The sequence below is a fragment of the Salinimicrobium catena genome, from assembly GCF_900102915.1.
Classification (GTDB): domain Bacteria; phylum Bacteroidota; class Bacteroidia; order Flavobacteriales; family Flavobacteriaceae; genus Salinimicrobium; species Salinimicrobium catena.
On record NZ_FNGG01000010.1, the window covers coordinates 16,851 to 37,195 of the forward strand.

Consider the following 20,345-nt stretch of genomic DNA (forward strand, 5'->3'; position numbering starts at 1 on the left):
AAATATCACACGTAGGCGCTAAAAAACAAAACGAATCAGCGTGCTTTTTTTACCGCCGGGAAGCGCATGCGGTAATCCACATTGATCTTTCCTTTTGAAATGTTGGCCAGTTTTCCTTTTATAAGTCTCTTTTTAAGACTGCTCAGCTTATCGGTGAATAGGATCCCTTCAATATGATCATACTCGTGCTGAATTACGCGTGCGGCAAGGCCGGTATAATTTTCTGTATGCTTGTTGAAATCCTCGTCGTAATATTCAATGGCGATATCGGGTTTTCTAAAAACGTCTTCCCGAATGTCGGGGATGCTAAGACAGCCTTCGCTAAAAGCCCATTCGTCTCCCGTTTCCTCAAGAATAGTGGGGTTAATGAATACCTTTTTAAGGCCCTCAAGCTCCTTTCTTTCGGCTTCGCTCAGATCTTCATCTTCAGCGAAAGGTGAGGTATCTATCATGAACAAACGAATGGGAAGTCCCACCTGTGGGGCCGCTAAACCAACCCCGTAGGCACCATACATGGTCTCCCACATGTTCTCGATAAGTTCTTTTAATTTTGGGTAATCCTGCGGAATCTCTTTAGCTTTCTTTCTTAAAACCGGATCTCCGTATGCGATTATAGGTAGTATCATTAATTGATTATTGTATATTGAATATTTTATATTGACTTTTTCTGAAGCCTATTTAATGTTTTTTAAGGCAGTTATTCGGGAGGCAATAAAAATTGAAGTTAGCTCTTTGGCTTCCTTCAGGGCCTCGTTAAAATCTTCGTGTTTTGCCATACCTTCATCTCTTAAAAATTCAAGCCAAAAGATACACTCATCTGCTTCCTCAATTACTATTCTAATTTAGAAATAAATGCCCTTTTAGATTGTCCCAGGCATGCCGCTCTGTAATTTGCCGCAACAGAAGTAGAGCTTCTTATTAATTGCCCCTCAATATGGTTGCCCAGCTTACTCTTGGGCAACTCTATTGCAAGCTTTACACATTTATGTGTGAAAGAATTTGATCGTTGTTTTATTACTTCCTTCATGATCTAATATTAAATATTCAATATAAAATAATCATTTATAAAGATAGGATTGCAATATGATCGTCGCACTAATCTCGTCTACAAGCGCCTTGTTCTTTCGCTGTTTCTTCTTGAGGCCGCTGTCGATCATGGTCTGGAATGCCATTTTGGAAGTGAACCGCTCATCTACCCTTTCCACCTTTTTCTGCGGAAATTTTTCGGTAAACTTCTTCAGGAATTCTGAAATATTCACTTCACTTTCTGAAGCCGTATTGTTCATTTGCTTGGGCTCACCCATTAGTACCAGCTCGACATCTTCTTCGGAAAAGTACTTTTCAAGGAACTGTAGCAATTCCGAAGTAGGCACAGTGGTAAGGCCCGAGGCTATGATCTGCAGCTCATCGGTGACCGCGATGCCGGTGCGTTTGGTTCCAAAATCCAGTGCCAGGATCCTTGCCATAATTTTTTCGCAAAGATAAGGTTTAAATCGGGATGAGTCCAATAATTGCCCTGAAGCTATTATCTTTGCCCAAAATTACACTGAAATGACATCATTAGAAACTATCATAAACAAAGCCTGGGATAACCGGGAACTTCTTAAAGAAACCGAAACCACCGAAGCGATACGCAAGGTGATCGACCTTTTGGATTCCGGAGAGCTACGGGTAGCTGAACCAACTGCCGACGGCTGGCAGGTGAACGAATGGGTTAAAAAGGCCGTGGTGCTGTATTTTCCGATTCAGAAAATGGAAACTTTGGAGGCCGGAATTTTTGAATACCATGACAAGATCCCGTTGAAAAACGGATACAAGGAAAAAGGGATACGTGTGGTTCCTAACGCCGTGGCAAGGCATGGAGCCTATATATCATCTGGCGTGATCATGATGCCGAGCTATGTGAACATTGGCGCTTATGTAGATGAAGGCACTATGGTAGATACCTGGGCCACTGTAGGAAGCTGTGCGCAGATTGGCAAGAACGTACACCTTAGCGGTGGTGTTGGAATTGGCGGAGTTTTAGAGCCGCTTCAGGCTGCGCCGGTGATCATTGAGGACAATGCCTTTTTAGGCTCCCGAAGCATTGTGGTAGAGGGTGTAAAAGTGGAAAAAGAAGCCGTGTTGGGTGCCAATGTGGTGCTTACGGCCTCCACAAAGATCATTGACGTTACCGGCGAGGAACCTGTTGAAATGAAAGGACTGGTTCCTGCACGATCTGTAGTGATCCCGGGAAGCTACACCAAAAAATTCCCTGCAGGGGAATACCAGGTGCCCTGCGCCCTTATCATCGGAAAACGCAAGGAGAGCACCAACAAAAAGACGTCGCTTAACGATGCCTTGAGAGAGTACAATGTGGCTGTATAAAACCTAATAAGAACTGAAGCTTCCGGAGAAAAGGCTTGAAAATAGCTTTTCCCCGGAAGTTTTTATTTAAAGCTAAGATGAAAATACTGGTAATTCAGCAGAAAATGATCGGGGATGTGCTCACCTCCTCTATTCTTTTTGAAGCCCTGCGTAAGAAATTTCCGGGCGCTGAATTGCATTATCTCATCTACAAACACACGCTCCCGGTAGTAGAGAACAATCCATACGTAGATAAGTTCCTGCTTTTTGATCCCGAAAAGGACCAGAAACTGAAAGGGTTCATTTCTTTCCTGAAAAAGATCAGGTACAACGAATATGACGTCGTGATAGATGTTTATTCCAAGATCAACACGGCGCTTTTCAATGTTTTTTCAAAAGCTGAAAAAAAGATCTCCTATCACAAATGGTATACCCGCCGAGCATATACGGATACTTTCAGGCCTAAAAGCCACCTGGAAACCAACGCCGGATATGCCATTGAGAACAGAATGCATCTTTTGACCGGGCTCGAAAAAGGCTTTCCGGCAGAGATAAAGCCAAAGATCTACCTGACAGCTGCTGAAAAAGAAGCAGCGAAAAATATGCTTGAACGGGAAGGCATTTCCTTCAGCAGACCTTTGATCATGTCCGGGATTCTGGGCAGTTCGGCTGCGAAGACCTATCCGCACCAATACATGGCACAGGTACTGGATTTCATCGTTCAGAAAACCGATTCACAATTGCTGTTCAATTACATTCCGAAGCAGGCAGAAGAAGCAAAAGAGATCTTTAACCTGTGTAAACCGGAAACCAGAAAGAACATCTTTTTTGAGGTTTTTGGCAGCAGCCTCAGGGAATTCATGGCCATCACTTACCACTGCGATGCCTTGATAGGGAACGAAGGCGGCGCGGTGAACATCGCCAAAGCCCTTGATGTTCCTACATTTTCCATTTTTTCTCCGCAGATCAAGAAAGAGAACTGGAGCATCTATGAAGACGGCACCCGAAATGTTTCGGTACACCTTAACGATCACAGTAACGCTCTAAAAGGGCTTGATAAAAAGGAGATCGCAAAAAACAGCAGCCGTTTTTATGAACTGCTGGAACCAAACCTTATCTTCGCCTCTCTTGAAAAGTTTTTGAACCAGATAACCTCGGCGAAAAAAGCTGAGCAAAAATAACATTATGAAGATCATTATTTTAGCTGCAGGTATTGGCTCCCGCCTTGGAAACCCTTTTCCGAAGCCACTTACTCCGCTAAAAGGAGGAAAAAGCATCATGGAGCGCCAGGTGGAAAATTTGTCGCAAAATTTCAATGAGCATGATATTTCTGTAGTGGTGGGGTTTAAAAAGGACCTGATCATGGAACGTTTCCCTGACCTTACCTACATCTACAACCAGTTCTTTGACGCCACCAACACCTCGAAAAGTCTACTGAAAGCCTTGAAAAAATACCGAAATGAGGATGTTTTGTGGATCAACGGCGACGTGATCTTTGACGCCGAACTTTTTTCGGTTTTAAATAAAGAGATCGAACAAAAGAACTCCTTTGTCTCTGTGAACACCTCCAGGGTGGCAGAGGAAGAGGTAAAATACACCCTTAAAAATGGCTTTATTGACGAACTTTCCAAGCAGGTGCAGAACGGCCTTGGCGAAGCGGTGGGAATAAATTTCATTTCACGCGAAGATATGCCGGTGTTCATTGAGCAGCTTGAAAATTGCGATGATAACGATTATTTTGAAAGAGGAATAGAAATGGCTATTGCCGAAAATGACCTAAAAGTTAAGGCTGTGGATATTTCTGAATTCAGATGCATGGAGGTCGATTTCAAGGAAGATCTCGAAGCCGCCAATAATTTGTTCTAATATGAAGTTCACTTTCTTTTGCCAGAATCCTTACGCCTTCGGGATCATGGAACCCATCATGCAGGTTCTAAAGGAAAAGAATTACGAGTATTTGTGGTTCCTGACTCCTAACCTTTCGGGAAAATTTCCTTTTGCAAAGGAACCGCACACTTTCGACCTGGAAGAACTCACCGCCTTTGAAAGCGATGCCATTATTTGTCCGGGCAACGAAGTGCCGCATTATTTGCGGGGAGTAAAAGTGCAGATCTTCCATGGGCTGGCCGGAGAGAAAAAAGGACATTTCAGGATCCGTCATTACTTTGACCTGTACCTAACCCAGGGCCCGTATTTTACCCGAAGGTTCAACCGCCTGAAAAGAAGACACCGCAATTTTGAGGTAATAGAGACCGGGTGGCCGAAACTGGATATCTACGGAAAAGACGCTGATAAGTACAGGGAAGAAAAACAACAACTTCTAGAATCTCATGCAGCTTCAAAAGTGCTGCTTTACGCACCTACTTTTTCCCCATCCCTCACTTCTGCCCCGTTCCTTCTGAAGGAAATGGAGAGGCTGGCAGAAAACAAGGAATACCTCGTGGTGATCAAGTTTCACGACCTGATGGCCGCTGAAACCATCACACAATACAAAGAGCTTGCTGCCACGAAAGAAAACATTTTGTTCGAAGAGGAGCCTAACATCATCAAATACCTGCTGATGGCGGATCTTTTGATCAGCGATACTTCTTCTGTGGTATACGAATTCCTTCTGCTGGATAAACCTGTTATCACTTTCCGGAACAATTCAGAAAAGATCTTGTGGGACGATCAAAAAGAATATTCAGGCTTAACCGAAAGAGTCGCCGCAAACCTGGAAAAAGACGAGTTTAGACAGGAGAGGCAAACGGTGATCGAAGAATACCATCCTTATAATGACGGCAGATCTGCCGAAAGAATGGTCGAAGCCATAGAAGGATACATTGCAGAGAATGGTGTTCCCGAAAGAAGAAGACTGCCTTTCTTAAGAAGGAGAAAAATGAACCGGATGTTCAAGAGAAAAAAGAAAAGGTTCAGGAAATAACCTTTTCAACCGTTTATTTTTTCCAGAACTTCAGTTTTTTCTTTAACCGCTTTTTCTTCAGGAATTTTTGCTGAAATTCCTCTGTATATCCCCACATCTTTTCAAATACCTCAGCTTCGGGCCTATTGCTCAATTCAGCATATTCTGAAGCCATAATGGCTACCATCCCCTTTTCGGGAGTAAGCCGGGAGAAATTCTTCATCCGCTCCTCGAAAGAGAGGGTTTTGAAGTTCATTCGGTTAAGGTCTACCAGGAAGAACTGGTAATCTCCTCCATTCAACTTGATCAGCGTATTCCCCGGCGAATGATCCAGGAACTGAATTCCCTTTTCATGCAGCTCATAGGTAAACCGGGTAAAAGCCCGCAGGATCCTTTCCTTTTCGGGATAATCGGGTTGTTGCACAAGAGTGCGGTAAGTAAGGTCGCTTTGCAAATGCTCGCTTACGTAGAAGCTCTTTTTAAAAAGCAAGCCATCCTTTTCTTCGGCGTAAGCAACGGGATATGGAGTTCCAATTCCGCGATCAAGCAGTTGGTGAGCATATTCAAATGAGCGTTGCGCCTTGGATTTTCGAAAGAAGCGATAAGCTATTTTATTTACCAGGTTTGGAACTTTAAAGGATTTAATGTTCACTTCCTGCCCATCAAGGTTAAAGATCTTGATCTTATTACGTGCCCCATTTCCGAAGAGCTTTCCCTGGTTTTCGAAATTCTGCAGCAGGGCAAGAATTTCTCGCTCTTTAGAAGTATGCTTATTGGAAACAATAAAATTCATGCTTACTTAACAACTTTTGCGACAGTCGCAAACTGCGGATAAAAAATATCCATTTGCGTAAATAGAAGTGGAATATTATAAAGCACAGGTTTCAGAGATTTACTCCTATTAATGCCTTCGTGCACAATTACCTCATACCCCTGCTCCTCAAACAATCTTGTAATGCTTTTACTGGTAAAGAAGCGCAAATGAGTATAATCCATTACCCCCGAACTTTTATACCTAAAGTCTTTCTTAAATAAAATGGGAAGAAGAGCATTGTGATATCTAATATTAGGGATGGAACTAATAACAATGCCTCCAGGAGCCATTTTTAATTTGAATTCACTGAGTAATTTTGCCGGATCAGGCATATGCTCCAAAACATCATTGAAAAATGCCACATCAAAATAATGATCTGGTAAGGATTTCAGATTTTCTTCACAAGAACCTGAAAAAACCTTGTCAAGCACCTTTTCAGCTTCCTGTGCTCCTTCTTGAGTATATTCCACACCCCAGACCTCGGCTCCCGATTCTTTCCTAATGCCACTTGCAAAAGAACCATTACCACATCCTACATCAATTATTCTTTCCGCATTTTCAGGCAGATATTTTTTCATCTCCTGACGAACTTTGGAATAATATCTTTCAGATTTGTTTTGGTAATCCATTTCTCAACAAATATAGGAGAATTGCCTCCTAAACAAACATTATAGTTTATAATATTACCGAATCCTTATTTCTACAGCAAGGATTCGCTATTATAAAGTGATCAATATAAAGGGTATATTTGCCACCGAAATTTGGATTTTATGAAGCACGATACTATTTACGTCCTGCATAAACAGGGAGCAAACAATCATTATACTGCTCTTGATCAACTGTTGAAGCAAAATTCGGGGGTAGTAAAATATCGTGAATTCTCCATTTTCACCAAGATATTTAAAGCTTTAAGATCTTTTGATCTACCTACCTTAAAAAAACAGGTCATTAATTTTATTTTCCTGCTGGATCTTTTTTTTAGCAGGAATAAAAAAATAGTACTGGGAATAGCTCCTTTTGATCACAAACTTCTGTTTCTGCTTAAATTACTAAAGAACCATTGTGTTTATTACCATACATCCTGGGCTCATTGGGACAAAACATTTCACCCAAAAACCAAAAAGAACTCACAGAAAGTATTCGAAGCCTGGACTTTTTTTCTCGAGAAAAAAAGTCTTCATATTTTTTCTGTTACCCAAACAGGAAAAGAGCGCATGCTAAAAAATTATGATCTACCAGCTGACAAAATAACTGTTGTAGCACACTCCTTAGCACCTCAATTCAAGGAAATTCCCGTTTTAGAAAGAAAAAAGAACAGTTTTATTTTTGTAGGTCGTCTGGTACCTCAGAAGGGACTTGAGGAAGCTCTAAAATATTTTTCCCATCATGAAGATGCGATATTCACTGTTATAGGGAAAGGAGAGCTTAGTGAACTGGTGAAAAAATTTGCTTTAGAAAATCGAAATATTTTCTACAGGGAATTTGTAGAAAATAAAACTGAGCTAAAAAAAGAGTTTGCATCTCACCAATTCCTTCTGCTTAACAGTAAAAAAAAGAAGAACTGGGAAGAATTATTTGGTATGGTAATAATTGAAGCGATGTCTCAGGGAACAATTCCTGTAGCTTCACAGCACACCGGTCCTTGTGAAATTATTTCCAACGATACCGGATATCTTTTTGAAGAAGGAAAAGTTTCTGAAATGGTGGACTACCTACTGCACAATTCAGTAAATAAGGAGGAGAGATCTAAGAATTGTATTGTAAAATCACATGAGTACTTCCCAGAGATCCTCGCACACAACTGGAAAGCTGTATTAATTCTTCCCCCTCATGATAGATATTAGCTGCATAATCATAAACTATAACACTTCTGAATACACCTTAAATTGTATTCGTTCCATTCTAGCCACTCATAAAGGTAAAATATCTTATGAGATAATAGTAGTTGACAATGCTTCTGAAAAAGAAGACTACTTCAAACTGGAAAAGGGGATCAAAGATCTTAATACTTCGAATTTACATTTAGTAAAAAGTAAACAAAATGTTGGGTTTGGAGGAGGAAATATGATGGGAGTGCAGCATTGTTCCCCTTGCAGGTACTACGCCTTTATCAACAATGACACTTTATTGCCTGAAGAGGACACCTTTGGCAAGCTATTCAAATTCATGGAAGAACATGAGTATGTAGGAGTATGTTCTCCCCAAATGCTTGACGAGGATCATAAATTTAGGATGACGATTGATCATTTTTCTTCTGTTCCCAGGGAAATTCTTAGAAGGCCGATACTTGAGTTTTTATTTCCAAAGAAATTCCTTAACCGAAAGGTCTTTTACGATAAACCAACAAGAGCAGACTACGTTCAGGGTTCTTTCATGTTTACAAGAACAGAAGATTTTAATGCAATTGGAGGATTTGATACTAATTTGTTCCTTTACTATGAAGAATCTGACCTTTGTCGAAGATTACTGAAAGAAAGGAATAAAAACACTTACTTAATACCAGATGTACAGTATATTCACTTTAAAGGAGCCAGCACCAAAAAAAATGTGGTCATGAAGACAGAATTAAAGCTCTCCTTGCTGTACAACATTCGGAAGCATTATGGTTTTTGGGCTTATAAGATCCTTTTGACTCACCTACAAATCAGATATTTCTTCACTTCTATTGTAAAACCTCACTATTTTCCTTTATGGAAAGTGTTGTTAAGAGGAGCTAATATTTCCGAATCGATTAAGAATAAACAGCCAATCAAACCATGAACATTCTACACATTTCGGCAGTCAAAAATTGGGGTGGAGGTGAAAATCATATCGAAAATCTTTGCCTGGAACTTCAAAGGTCCAATCCCGAGGTAACTAATCTCATCTTGTGTACCCGGGGCAAAAAATTTCATCAGAGATTAACAGTTTCCGAACTTGATCATGAGACTGCGCCCTTAAAAGTGAATTTCGATCCGCGCTTTATTTATAAAATTGGAAGCCTGTGTAAATCCCGAAAAATCGATCTTATTCATCTACATGATCCGCGGGCAATGGCCCTTGCCGTTTTTGCGGATAAATTCTTTGACCTGCCCCCTTTTGTTTTCAGTAAAAAGATTTCCTTTCCGGTCAAAAAGAGAAAGCAAACCCTTTATAAGTACAACTACCCCAAGATCAAGAAGTACCTGTGTGTTTCCAATCATACAAAAGACATTATGGCAGAGGCTGTAAAAGATAAGGAGAAACTAAAAACCATTTATCACGGCACCCGCATTGACAATAAAAGCGATAAAACCTCTTTCCTGTTGAGAGAACAATTCGATTTAGCTCCTCAGGATACCATCATTGGAAATATCGCCAATCATCACAGGGCTAAAAGTCTGGAAACCTTTATTCAGGTCGCAGATCATCTGATCAACAAGAAGGGACTTAAAGATTTTCACTTTATACAGATCGGTACTTTTACTGAACGTACTGCTGCCCTGCAGGAAAAGGTAAAAGAGCTGAATCTTGAGCAGAATGTGCATTTTTTAGGCTACACTCCCAGAGCTTCCAATTTTTTGCCACAATTTGACATTACCCTCATCACCTCCTCTAATGAAGGGATGCCCCAGGTGATCTATGAATCCTTTTACCATAAAGCACCCGTAGTTAGCACCAGCGTGGCTGGAATTCCAGAAATTGTCAAAAATGGAGAAACCGGTTTTCTGGCAGATAAATTCGACTTTTTAAAACTGAGTGACTTAATTTTGCACGTGAAGAACAATCCGGAAGAAATGAAAGCGATCACCGAAAGATCGCGTAAAGCTTTACTGGAAAATTACACCACTACAAAAATGGCCCAAAAAACACTGGCCGAATATAAAAAGATCGTCTATGGACTTTAATGAAGAGATCAATAACGCACTAAAAGTTATAAAAAGAGGTGGCATCATCCTCTACCCTACAGATACTGTATGGGGAATTGGATGTGATTCGACAAATGCAGACGCGATAGATAAGATATACCGGTTGAAAAAGAGAAGTGAGACAAAGGCGATGATCTGCCTGGTTTCAGACTTTAAGATGCTCAACCAGTTCGTTGAAGAAGTGCCAGAGGTAGCTTATGACATTCTAAAATATGCGGCTAAACCCACTACTATCATTTACGACAAGCCTATAAGGGTTGCAGAGAATTTAGTAGGTGAAGATAACACCCTGGGCATTCGGGTGACCAAGGATGAATTTTGTCAAAAACTCATCAGGAAAATGAAACGGCCGCTGGTTTCTACCTCTGCAAATATCAGCGGGGAACCCACCCCGGAATCCTTCCATGAAATCTCTCCTGAAATTTTAAAAGGTGTGGACTATGTAGTAAATTTGCAGCAGTCAAAAAAGACCGCTAAACCCTCGGCTATCATCAAGCTGAGCAATGACGGAAAGGTGCAGGTCATAAGGAAGTAAAGGTCTATAGATTTTAAAAACGCCACGAATACACGAATAATATGGCCAACATCCTGTACAAAGACGAAAGTTACGCTGTTGTAGGGGCTCTGTTTGAAGTGTATAATCATATAGGAAGTGGTTTTTCAGAAATAGTTTACAAGGATGCTTTAGAGTATGAGTTCCGATCAAGGAACATAAAGTACAATCGGGAAAAGGAATATGCTGTTCAGTATAAAGATCATATTCTCCCACATAAGTTCTATGCTGATTTTGTGGTTTACGACAAAATCATTCTTGAAGTAAAATCTGTAGATAATTTACATGACAAACATATTTCTCAATGCCTGAATTATCTGAAAGTATCAAGCTGTCGACTGGCTATTTTAGCGAATTTTCACAAAGATCTGCTTGACCATCGAAGGATCATTTTATAATAGCATTCGTGAATTCGTGGCAAAAAAATAGCAGGGTAAAAACAAAATAAGTGAACAATTACAAACAGGCATTAACCAACAATATTTTTAAAGTAATTTCTCGTGCAGCCCATGAACTTCAGCTGGAAAGCTATGTGATAGGCGGATTTGTTCGCGATTATATCTTACAACGCGGTGAGCACAAAGATATTGATGTGGTGGCCGTGGGAAGCGGAATTGAGCTGGCCAAAAAGGTTTCAGAACTGCTTCCGCATAAGCCCAAAGTGCAGATCTTCAAAAATTACGGCACTGCCATGTTGCGCGCCTATGACCTGGAAGTGGAATTCGTGGGTGCCCGAAAAGAGAGTTATTCCGAAGAAAGCCGTAATCCCGAAGTAGAAAGCGGAACGCTTGAAGATGACCAGAACCGCAGGGATTTCACCATTAATGCCCTTGCCCTAAGCCTGAATGAGGAAACTTTCGGCGACCTGCTTGATCCTTTTGACGGACTTAAAGACCTGGGTGCGGGAGTAATTCGCACTCCGCTAGATCCTGATATCACCTATTCGGACGATCCATTACGTATGCTGCGGGCAATCAGGTTCGCATCGCAACTTGGCTTCAGAATAGAAAAAGAGTCCTTACAGGCCATTACCCGCAACAAGAACAGGATAAAGATCATTTCCAAGGAACGCATCGTTGAGGAACTGCATAAGATCCTGCTTTCAGAAAAACCTTCGGTAGGATTCAGCCATTTGCACAAGACCGGACTTCTAAGGTTCATTCTTCCTGAGCTAACTGCTCTTGAAGGTATTGATGAAATAGAAGGACAGCGCCACAAGGATAACTTTTGGCACACTTTAGAGGTGGTTGACAATATTTCTGGAAACACTGATGATCTTTGGCTGCGATGGGCCGCCCTGCTTCACGACATTGGGAAAGCGCCTACAAAAAAGTTCGATGACAACCTTGGTTGGACCTTCCACGGTCATGAGTTCGTAGGTTCAAAAATGGTGTATAAGCTGTTCAAACGCCTCAAAATGCCATTGAACGAGAAAATGAAGTTCGTTCAAAAAATGGTTCTCATGAGCTCCCGCCCTATCGTCCTGGCCCAGGACGTAACAGATTCTGCCGTACGCAGGCTGATCTTTGATGCGGGAGACTATATCGAAGACCTGATGACCCTGTGCGAGGCTGATATCACCACCAAAAATCCGAGACGTTACAGGAGGTATCACAATAACTTCAAACTGGTCAGAAAAAAAATAAAGGAAGTTGAAGAACGCGATCATGTGCGGAATTTCCAGCCGCCGGTATCCGGAGAAGAGATCATGGAAACCTTCAACATCAAACCTTCCCGGGAGATCGGGATCATAAAAGACGCTATCAAAGAAGCTATACTTGAAGGGGAGATCCCGAATGAATATGAAGCTGCCAGAGAATATATGCTTAAAAAAGGTAAAGAAATTGGATTAACACCCCAATAACGGGTTTAAAAGCCCTCCCTATGAATTATCTTATTTTTTACAGCAATGAAAGACAATAAAAAAGTGGTTTACTGGCTGTTTACCGGCTGTTTCCTCATCTTCATCATGGTCATCGTTGGCGGTATCACCCGCCTTACCAATTCAGGATTATCCATCTCAGATTATAAGCTTATTACGGGCACCATTCCGCCTATGACCGAGCAGGAATGGAACGAAGCTTTTGAGCTTTACAAGCAGTACCCGGAATACCAAAAGCTGCATTATCATTTCACTCTTGAAGATTTTAAAGGGATCTACTTCTGGGAATGGCTGCACCGGCTGATTGGCCGTGTGATCGGGCTGGTATTCATCATCCCTTTCCTCTACTTCGTATTCACCAAACAACTTACAAGCTCTACTTTCAAGAAATCCCTGATCCTTCTGGCTTTGGGAGCCTTCCAGGGCTTCATGGGCTGGTATATGGTAAAGAGCGGACTGGTGGACATTCCCGCAGTTAGCCACTACAGGCTGGCCGCGCACTTAATGACCGCCTTTATCACTTTTGCTTATGCTTTCTGGGTAGCCATGGATCTTTTATACCCGAAGAAAAAAGCTGTGAACAAAGGCTTCAGAAATCTTTTATGGGTGGGAATGATCATTCTTCTGCTCCAGATAGTTTGGGGAGCGTTCGTGGCCGGATTGGACGCGGGATGGATCCACAACACCTGGCCAAAAATGACCGGCGGGGAATGGATCCATGAAACGGTATTTATAGAGCAAAATCCGGTGTGGAAGAATTTCATCGAAGGTAAAAGCGGGGTTCAGTTCGTGCACCGTTACCTGGCATACATAGTGGTCGCAGTAATTCTATACATCTGGTACAGATCAAGAAATATGACGCTAACCCTTCCGCAGAAAAGAGGAATCAATTGGCTGGTAGGACTTGTTTTCTTCCAGTTTTTGCTGGGTGTGCTCACCTTGATCTATGCTGTTCCGGTGTGGCTGGGAGTGGCCCATCAGGTAGGCGCATTTTTCCTGTTGACCGCCATGACCTTTACCCTGCACAGATTTAGCCGATAGGTGGGATTTCTTATCTAAAAACGTATCTTTGCACACCAATTTTTTGATTTATGCTATACAGATTCAGAGTTATTTTAGATGCGGAAGAGGATGTGTTTCGGGATATAGAAATTATGGCCGACAACACTTTGGAGGATCTGCATAACACTATTTTACAGTCATTTGGCTTCGACGGAACCGAGATGGCTTCATTTTACATCAGCGACGACGACTGGAACCAGGGCGAAGAAATTTCGCAGTTCGATATGGCCGAAGGAGGAAGCTCTATCAGGTTGATGAACGAAACCACCCTTGACGATGTGGTTGATGAGTCACAGACAAAACTCATTTATGTATACGATTTCCTGAGCATGTGGACGTTTTTGGTAGAACTTGCCGAGATCGCGGAACCCGATCCACAAATGGATTATCCTAACCTTATGTTCGTTCACGGGCAGTTACCCACAGCAGCCCCCGAAAAGGAATTCCAGGCAGAGGAAGATGACCTGGGCCTCGACATGGACGACGATTTTGATATTGACGGATACGACGATCTTTCCTTTGACGAAAACTGGAATTAGGAGACAGGTAAATTTTAGCTAAAAATCTTTTTTTCTTTTTTAATATCTTGCCGACCGGCCGGGAAATTCCTGTGTCAAAAAAGCAAAAAAATAACCGTATATGATCAACTTATATAACGCTCACATTGACTCGTTATCTATTCACCGCGTGGGAAATAAAAGCCGCAACGAGAACATCTTTCTTTCTGCGCAACCTTTTCAGCTCAACGATGAGATCACCCCGCTCATTAAGGAGTATTTTCTGAAATCTTTCCGTGAAAAAGAGGAAAATTACTTCCAGTTTTCAAATGAAGTGGATATAGAGTTCAATCCGTTATATGAGATCTGCAACAGGATCTTTGACAACCCGCAGGGGATACACGAAGAGTCCAAGAAAATAACCACTTTGCTTTTTGAGCAATCGGCACACCCGCATATCAAAAGCGGGGAAGTTTACGTGGTTTTCTTCGATAACGTGATGCTCGACAATGAAAAGACCAATGCCATTGGGATCTTTAAATCTGAATTGAAGCACGATTTTCTTCAGTTCCAGGAAAAGGAAAGCATCCTGGAGATGATCATTCAGCAGGGGATCAACCTGAACAAACTCGATAAAGGAGCACTCATCTTCAACAGGAACCGCGAAGAGGGTTACAAGATCCTTTCGGTTGATTCTAACAAGTACGACACTAAATACTGGCTGGAAAATTTCCTGGGAGTGGATGTTTTGGCCGATGAGAATTTCAACACCAAGAAATACCTGAAGTTTTGCCAGAATTTCGCTAAGGACGTGGTCCTTCCTGCGGAAGATAAAAAGGAAGAGGTCATGTTCATGAACCGAAGCGTGGATTATTTTGCAAAGAATGATGAGTTCGAGGAAACAGCATTTCTAAACTCAGTTATTGATAACCCGGCACTCGTTCCGGAATTCCAAAATTACAAAACAGAAAAGGCTCCAAAATACAAGATCGAGGACCTTACTAATTTCCCAATTTCCAACACCGCGGTTTCAGCTGCCAGGAAATCCATAAAAAATACCATCAACCTGGATACGAACATCCAGATCAAAATGGATTTCATAAATCCGGAATCGGCTGAAAAGTTCGTGGAAAAAGGTTGGGATGAAGAAAGGCAAATGTATTACTACCTGGTTTATTTTAATAAAGAAAACAAAAGCTAAACCTATTTTAGATTCCGGGTTCAAAATTAAATATATCAAAATAAAGAGGAGGCTCAAAAATGCTATTTTTGAGCCTCCTCTTCTTATTATTCCTTAGCCCTTAATCCTTCAACCTTTAAACCAGTCTCTTCATATTAATGTCTTCATAATTCCTTTTTACGAAATCAAGGGCGGTTCTCAGGATCTGCCCCATAGAACGGGCTCTTTTGAATTTCATGTCATTTGAAAATTCATAGAGCTCTTTTCTTAACTGCCTTACATTATCATCGTTCGAGATCTGGTCGTTAAGAATACACCTCATGAGCTCTTTGTACCGCGTCTGCGCATTGATGATCCTCTTGGCTAGCAAGGAACGCTCTTCCCGCCTATATTGCTCTATGGAAGAATCCTGAAGTTTATCCGATACCAGCTGTACCATCTTGAAGTTCTCCTTGAAGAACTGCGGCCGGTAAACTTTCAAACTACCTTCAAAGCTCTGCTGATCAAAATCTATGGCCCGTATCTGGTACTCCACGTGGTCAAAGTCGTGAGTAGGAATGATCACATAATTGTACGATCTCATATCTCCCAGCAAACGAATGGTACATCGCTCATTGAACTTTACGAACTGTTTTGCGATCTGGGTCTTGGCCCGTTCATCACAGTGTGGCAACTCATCGTCTATGAACACATCTCCCGGGATGCCGGCTATGTGTTCTTCGATCAAAGTGTCCCGGTACACAAGGAAGTTGATACGGTGCGGGGAAAGTATATGTTCAAATTCAAGCCCGTAGATGCGGGAAGCATCGGCCTTTTTTACATAGAAATAGGTAAAACTGTCATTAAGTACATTCCTGATCTTAATCCGGAAGGGCTTTGAATTTCCAAAGGTGCAGTAATCTATCGCGTCCACGTTTAGGAATTCCAGCGAATCGTCACTACCGTCTGAATGCAGGATGGTATAAACCTGTTTGAGGCTGTTATCAATGTCATTTCGCTCATGATCGGCGTAATAACAGCGCACCCAGAAGGTGTCTTCCTCGTGCTGGTCATAGACCACAATGGAACCGGAGAACCGCAGCAGATCATCATAGAACACAGGGATCTTGATATTGCGGTTATACTTTGCCAAATATTTATGAAACCGTTCATTTACGGGAAAAGACGGCTTCTTTTTTGACATCAGTTTTTCTTCCATTCCTTGGTTTTCCTCAAAAATAAGACTTCTTTTGGTTTAGCCATGTAACAAAACGTTAACTTGAACGTCGAATGTTAAAAGCCTATAGTATTTTGAACAAGATATTACAGATCAACAACCTCACAAAAAAGTATGGACCTGTGACCGCTGTCAAGGACCTGTCTTTTACCATAGAAAAAGGAAATGTTTATGGCATTTTAGGTCCCAATGGAAGTGGTAAATCCACTACCCTCGGCGTGGTGCTGAACGTGGTGAACAAGACCAGCGGCGACTTCAAATGGTTCGACGGAAGGGAAAGCACTCATGATGCCCTCAAAAAAGTAGGCGCCATCATTGAGCGGCCCAACTTCTACCCGTACATGACCGCTGCCCAGAACCTGGATCTGGTTTGTAAGATAAAGAACGTGGCTCCAGATAAGATCGATGAGAAGCTTGAGCTGGTAGGGCTGCTGGACCGAAAGGACAGTAAATTCCGCACTTTTTCATTGGGAATGAAGCAGCGGTTAGCGATCGCCTCTGCCCTGCTGAACGATCCCGAGATCCTTATTCTTGACGAACCTACAAACGGACTCGATCCGCAGGGAATCCACCAGATACGGGAGATCATCACTAAGATCGCGCAAGACGGAACTACAATTTTGCTGGCCTCGCATTTACTCGATGAGGTAGAAAAGGTTTGTACTCATGTGGTGATCATTCGAAAAGGCGAAAAACTATACAGTGGACCGGTAGACCAGATGAATGCCAGCTTCGGGTTCTTTGAACTGAAGGCAGCCGAAACTGAAAAACTGCACAGGCTCTTGGATGAGCATCCGTCTTTTGGCAAGATCACCCAAAAAGGGGAAATCTTAGTGGCTTTTCTGAACGAACCTTTGGAAGCCGAAGCCCTCAACAAATACCTTTTTGAGAACGGACTGGTGCTTTCACAGCTTGTCAAGCGAAAAGAAAGTCTTGAAGAACAGTTCCTGCAATTAACCAACCAAATCTCTGCCTGATGTTACGATTACTCACTATAGAATACCACAAACTGCGTTACAGCAAATCGGCAAGGCTGCTGGTGACCACTTATTTCATCCTGATCACTTTCATTGCGCTCATCGCTTCGATCGAATTCAAGTTTGGCGGAGTCGAATTCAGGGTAGCCGACCAGGGAATCTTTAATTTCCCGTACATCTGGCACTTCAACAGCTATATCGCTGCTACTTTAAAGCTGTTCCTGGCCATCGTGATCGTTTCGATGATGTCGAACGAATACACCAACCGAACGCTGAAACAGAATTTGATAGATGGCCTGAGCAAAAAGGAGTTCATCCTGTCGAAATTTTTAACGGTGCTCTCTTTCTCACTTTTATCAACGGTGTTCCTGTTCATCGTCTCGATGATCCTGGGGCTTTCCTTCTCGGATTATACTGAATTTTCCATCATTTTTTCAGACCTGGAATACCTGCTCGCCTACTTTATAAAACTCACCGGCTTCTTCGCCTTTTGTATGTTCCTGGGAATGCTGGTGAAAAGATCGGCTTTTGCCCTGGGCTTCCTGTTCATCTGGTGGATCATTGAGAATATTGGTTATGCCGTAATGAAGTACAAATTGTTCAGAGGTTCCGAAATTGCCGATAACATCGCCCAGTTCTTCCCGCTGGAATCCATGAGCATGCTGGTAAAGGAGCCTTTTTCCCGGCTTAATGTCATCCAATCCGCAGCCACGCAGCTTGGGTCTGAGATATCTAAGGACTATGGCATTCACTGGTACCAGTTATTGATCGTGTGCATCTGGATAACCCTTTTTGTTTACTTTTCCTATTTTCTGCTTAAAAGAAGGGATCTGTAATCTCTTTTGCTTCGGAAAAAATCTGATTTCAAAAGAGTTAGGAGTGGTCTCCTTTTTGATAAGCTATGCAAAAAGGCTATTTTTGCAGGCCACAATTCAGCTACATGAAGTTCAAAGTAAAATCAGATTTTAAACCTACCGGAGACCAGCCACAGGCGATAGACCAACTGGTCAAAGGAATAGATAGCAACGAAAGATATCAGACCCTTCTGGGGGTTACGGGGTCGGGAAAGACCTTTACCGTGGCTAATGTGATCCAGGAGGTACAGAAGCCTACCCTGGTGCTGGCGCACAACAAGACCCTTGCAGCTCAGCTCTATTCAGAGTTCAAGCAATTCTTTCCGGATAATGCGGTGGAATATTTCGTAAGCTACTATGATTATTACCAGCCCGAAGCTTTTATTCCCACTTCGGGAACCTATATAGAGAAGGATCTTTCCATTAATGAAGAGATCGAAAAACTGCGACTGAGCACCACTTCTTCCCTGCTTTCGGGAAGAAGGGATGTCATTGTTGTTGCTTCGGTTTCCTGTCTTTATGGTATCGGGAACCCGGTGGAGTTCAAGAAGAACGTCATCTCCATTGAACGCGACATGGTCATCTCCCGAACACAGCTGCTGCATAAACTGGTGCAAAGTCTGTACTCCAGGACCGAAGCTGAATTCACCCACGGGAACTTCAGGATCAAAGGTGACACTGTGGATATTTTTCCGAGTTACGCCGATAATGCCTTCAGAATTCACTTTTTCGGGGATGAGATCGAAGAGATCGAAGCTTTTGACCCCGCTACGAACCAGATCATAGAAAAATATGACCGGCTGAACATTTACCCTGCGAACATGTTCGTCACCTCGCCCGATGTACTGCAGGGAGCTATCCGCGAGATCCAGGATGACCTGGTAAAACAGGTGGGCTATTTCGAAGAGATCGGGAAGCACCTGGAAGCCAAGCGCCTTGATGAAAGAACGAATTTTGACCTGGAGATGATCAGGGAGCTTGGATATTGTTCGGGAATTGAGAATTACTCGAGATACCTTGACGGAAGACCACCCGGAACCAGGCCTTTCTGCCTGCTCGATTATTTCCCCGATGATTACCTTATGGTGGTAGATGAAAGCCACGTGACCATTCCGCAGGTGCACGCGATGTACGGCGGGGACAGGTCCAGGAAAGAAACGCTGGTGGATTACGGGTTCAGGTTACCGGCCGCTATGGACAACCGTCCGTTGAAGTTCGAGGAATTCGAAATGCTGCAGAACCAGGTGATCTATGTGAGCGCGACCCCGGCAGATTACGAACTTCAGAAGACCGAAGGATTGTATATCGAACAGGTGATCCGCCCGACAGGATTATTGGATCCCGTCATAGAAGTTAAACCCAGCCTGAACCAGATCGATGATCTTATCGAGGAAATTCAGCAGAGAATAGAAAAAGATCAACGGATCCTCGTGACCACCCTTACCAAAAGAATGGCAGAGGAACTCACTAAATACCTTACCCGCATCGACATTCGCTGCCGTTACATACATTCCGACGTGGATACGCTGGAAAGGGTGGAGATCATGCAGGACCTGCGGAAAGGGCTTTTTGATGTGCTCGTAGGGGTGAACCTGTTAAGGGAAGGCCTGGACCTTCCGGAAGTTTCGCTAGTCGCTATTTTGGATGCCGATAAAGAAGGTTTCCTGAGAAGCAACCGTTCCCTTACCCAGACCATTGGCCGTGCTGCAAGGCATTTGGAAGGTAAAGCCATAATGTATGCGGACAAGATCACGGAGAGTATGCAAAAGACGATCGACGAAACAAATTACAGAAGGGAGAAACAGCTCAAGTACAACGAGGACAACAACATCACTCCTACTGCCCTGAAAAAATCCTTTGAAAACTTGCTTGTGAAGAGCAAGCCGGAGCCTTATAAATACGAAGTCGCTCCCGATCTTAAGGCTGCGGAAGCAGAGACGGAATACTTCAGCAAACCTCAGCTTGAGAAAAGGATCAGGGAGAAAAGAAAAGCCATGGAAGCAGCGGCCAAGGAGCTGGATTTCATGACTGCGGCAAAGCTTCGCGACGAGATCAAAATGCTCCAGGAACGAGTACAGGAAGCTTCTTAAAATATTTTTATCAACCTGTAAATCAATGGGATAAATATGTATATTTATCCCATTCTTTTTTTTAACCAATTACTGCCTCCCTTTT

At 42.6% G+C, this 20,345-nt stretch carries 21 protein-coding genes and 1 pseudogene; 16 read left to right on the top strand and 6 right to left on the bottom strand.

What is annotated here, in order from left to right; all coding sequences use genetic code 11:
- Positions 1-35: 35 nt before the first annotated feature.
- The 3 genes and pseudogenes from def to ruvX form a co-directional block, all read right to left on the bottom strand.
- Positions 36-626 carry a peptide deformylase gene (gene def / locus BLS64_RS13455; protein ID WP_093114218.1) on the bottom strand — a complete coding sequence of 197 codons (591 nt, stop codon included), beginning with the start codon at positions 624-626 and terminating at the stop codon, positions 36-38.
- Positions 627-674: 48 nt separating this feature from the next.
- Positions 675-1,027: pseudogene (locus BLS64_RS15480) on the bottom strand (four helix bundle protein).
- Between the two features lie 31 nt (positions 1,028-1,058).
- Positions 1,059-1,466 carry a Holliday junction resolvase RuvX gene (ruvX, locus tag BLS64_RS13465; protein WP_093114216.1) on the bottom strand — a complete coding sequence of 136 codons (408 nt, stop codon included), beginning with the start codon at positions 1,464-1,466 and terminating at the stop codon, positions 1,059-1,061.
- 85 nt (positions 1,467-1,551) lie between these two features.
- On the opposite strand from ruvX, the gene BLS64_RS13470 reads away from it, so the two are divergent.
- The 4 genes from BLS64_RS13470 (at position 1,552) to BLS64_RS13485 (ending at position 5,269) form a co-directional block, all read left to right on the top strand.
- A complete protein-coding gene (locus BLS64_RS13470; RefSeq protein ID WP_093114214.1) occupies positions 1,552-2,367 on the top strand; it encodes a 2,3,4,5-tetrahydropyridine-2,6-dicarboxylate N-succinyltransferase in 816 nt (271 codons plus the stop codon).
- A gap of 77 nt (positions 2,368-2,444) precedes the next feature.
- A complete protein-coding gene (locus BLS64_RS13475) occupies positions 2,445-3,527 on the top strand; it encodes a glycosyltransferase family 9 protein (protein WP_093114213.1) in 1,083 nt (360 codons plus the stop codon).
- Positions 3,528-3,531: 4 nt separating this feature from the next.
- Complete coding sequence (locus tag BLS64_RS13480) at positions 3,532-4,212, top strand: phosphocholine cytidylyltransferase family protein (RefSeq protein ID WP_093114211.1); 681 nt, start codon at positions 3,532-3,534, stop codon at positions 4,210-4,212.
- A 1-nt stretch (position 4,213) separates the two neighbouring features.
- Entirely contained in the window at positions 4,214-5,269 is a 1,056-nt protein-coding gene (locus BLS64_RS13485) for a CDP-glycerol glycerophosphotransferase family protein (RefSeq protein ID WP_093114210.1), read from the top strand.
- Positions 5,270-5,282: 13 nt separating this feature from the next.
- Here BLS64_RS13485 and BLS64_RS13490 read toward each other — a convergent pair whose 3' ends face one another.
- Entirely contained in the window at positions 5,283-6,041 is a 759-nt protein-coding gene (locus BLS64_RS13490) for a lipopolysaccharide kinase InaA family protein (RefSeq protein ID WP_093114208.1), read from the bottom strand.
- A 2-nt stretch (positions 6,042-6,043) separates the two neighbouring features.
- Positions 6,044-6,691 carry a class I SAM-dependent methyltransferase gene (locus tag BLS64_RS13495; RefSeq protein ID WP_093114207.1) on the bottom strand — a complete coding sequence of 216 codons (648 nt, stop codon included), beginning with the start codon at positions 6,689-6,691 and terminating at the stop codon, positions 6,044-6,046.
- 141 nt (positions 6,692-6,832) lie between these two features.
- Between BLS64_RS13495 and BLS64_RS13500 the strand changes: the two genes are divergently transcribed.
- From BLS64_RS13500 to BLS64_RS13540, 9 genes are all read left to right on the top strand, one after another.
- Positions 6,833-7,906 carry a glycosyltransferase family 4 protein gene (locus BLS64_RS13500; protein WP_093114206.1) on the top strand — a complete coding sequence of 358 codons (1,074 nt, stop codon included), beginning with the start codon at positions 6,833-6,835 and terminating at the stop codon, positions 7,904-7,906.
- The gene (locus BLS64_RS13505) at positions 7,893-8,822 is read left to right on the top strand and encodes a glycosyltransferase family 2 protein (RefSeq protein ID WP_093114204.1); all 930 of its coding nucleotides are present in this window, start codon (positions 7,893-7,895) and stop codon (positions 8,820-8,822) included. Before BLS64_RS13500 ends, BLS64_RS13505 begins: the two co-directional genes overlap by 14 nt.
- On the top strand, positions 8,819-9,928 hold the full coding sequence (locus tag BLS64_RS13510) for a glycosyltransferase family 4 protein (protein ID WP_093114203.1): 1,110 nt from the start codon (positions 8,819-8,821) through the stop codon (positions 9,926-9,928). Before BLS64_RS13505 ends, BLS64_RS13510 begins: the two co-directional genes overlap by 4 nt.
- Positions 9,918-10,484: an L-threonylcarbamoyladenylate synthase gene (locus BLS64_RS13515; RefSeq protein WP_093114201.1), complete on the top strand. Its 567-nt coding sequence runs from the start codon at positions 9,918-9,920 to the stop codon at positions 10,482-10,484. Before BLS64_RS13510 ends, BLS64_RS13515 begins: the two co-directional genes overlap by 11 nt.
- Positions 10,485-10,525: 41 nt before the next feature.
- Positions 10,526-10,900, top strand: coding sequence for a GxxExxY protein (locus tag BLS64_RS13520; protein WP_093114200.1), 375 nt, complete (start codon positions 10,526-10,528; stop codon positions 10,898-10,900).
- 50 nt (positions 10,901-10,950) lie between these two features.
- The gene (locus BLS64_RS13525; protein ID WP_093114199.1) at positions 10,951-12,366 is read left to right on the top strand and encodes a CCA tRNA nucleotidyltransferase; all 1,416 of its coding nucleotides are present in this window, start codon (positions 10,951-10,953) and stop codon (positions 12,364-12,366) included.
- 45 nt (positions 12,367-12,411) lie between these two features.
- Positions 12,412-13,425, top strand: a complete 1,014-nt coding sequence (locus tag BLS64_RS13530; protein WP_093114197.1) for a COX15/CtaA family protein — start codon at positions 12,412-12,414, stop codon at positions 13,423-13,425.
- 50 nt (positions 13,426-13,475) lie between these two features.
- Entirely contained in the window at positions 13,476-13,985 is a 510-nt protein-coding gene (locus BLS64_RS13535; protein ID WP_093114196.1) for an IS1096 element passenger TnpR family protein, read from the top strand.
- Positions 13,986-14,085: 100 nt separating this feature from the next.
- A complete protein-coding gene (locus tag BLS64_RS13540) occupies positions 14,086-15,144 on the top strand; it encodes a nucleoid-associated protein (protein WP_093114194.1) in 1,059 nt (352 codons plus the stop codon).
- A gap of 115 nt (positions 15,145-15,259) precedes the next feature.
- Here BLS64_RS13540 and BLS64_RS13545 read toward each other — a convergent pair whose 3' ends face one another.
- On the bottom strand, positions 15,260-16,321 hold the full coding sequence (locus BLS64_RS13545) for a hypothetical protein (protein ID WP_093114193.1): 1,062 nt from the start codon (positions 16,319-16,321) through the stop codon (positions 15,260-15,262).
- 92 nt (positions 16,322-16,413) lie between these two features.
- Here BLS64_RS13545 and BLS64_RS13550 point away from each other — a divergent pair, with 92 nt between their 5' ends.
- The 3 genes from BLS64_RS13550 to uvrB all read left to right on the top strand — a co-directional run bounded on the left by BLS64_RS13550 (position 16,414) and on the right by uvrB (position 20,260).
- Positions 16,414-17,316 carry an ABC transporter ATP-binding protein gene (locus BLS64_RS13550; RefSeq protein WP_093114250.1) on the top strand — a complete coding sequence of 301 codons (903 nt, stop codon included), beginning with the start codon at positions 16,414-16,416 and terminating at the stop codon, positions 17,314-17,316.
- Entirely contained in the window at positions 17,316-18,152 is an 837-nt protein-coding gene (locus BLS64_RS13555) for an ABC transporter permease (protein ID WP_093114191.1), read from the top strand. Before BLS64_RS13550 ends, BLS64_RS13555 begins: the two co-directional genes overlap by 1 nt.
- A gap of 104 nt (positions 18,153-18,256) precedes the next feature.
- The gene (gene uvrB, locus BLS64_RS13560; protein ID WP_093114190.1) at positions 18,257-20,260 is read left to right on the top strand and encodes an excinuclease ABC subunit UvrB; all 2,004 of its coding nucleotides are present in this window, start codon (positions 18,257-18,259) and stop codon (positions 20,258-20,260) included.
- The last annotated feature ends 85 nt before the right edge of the window (positions 20,261-20,345 follow it).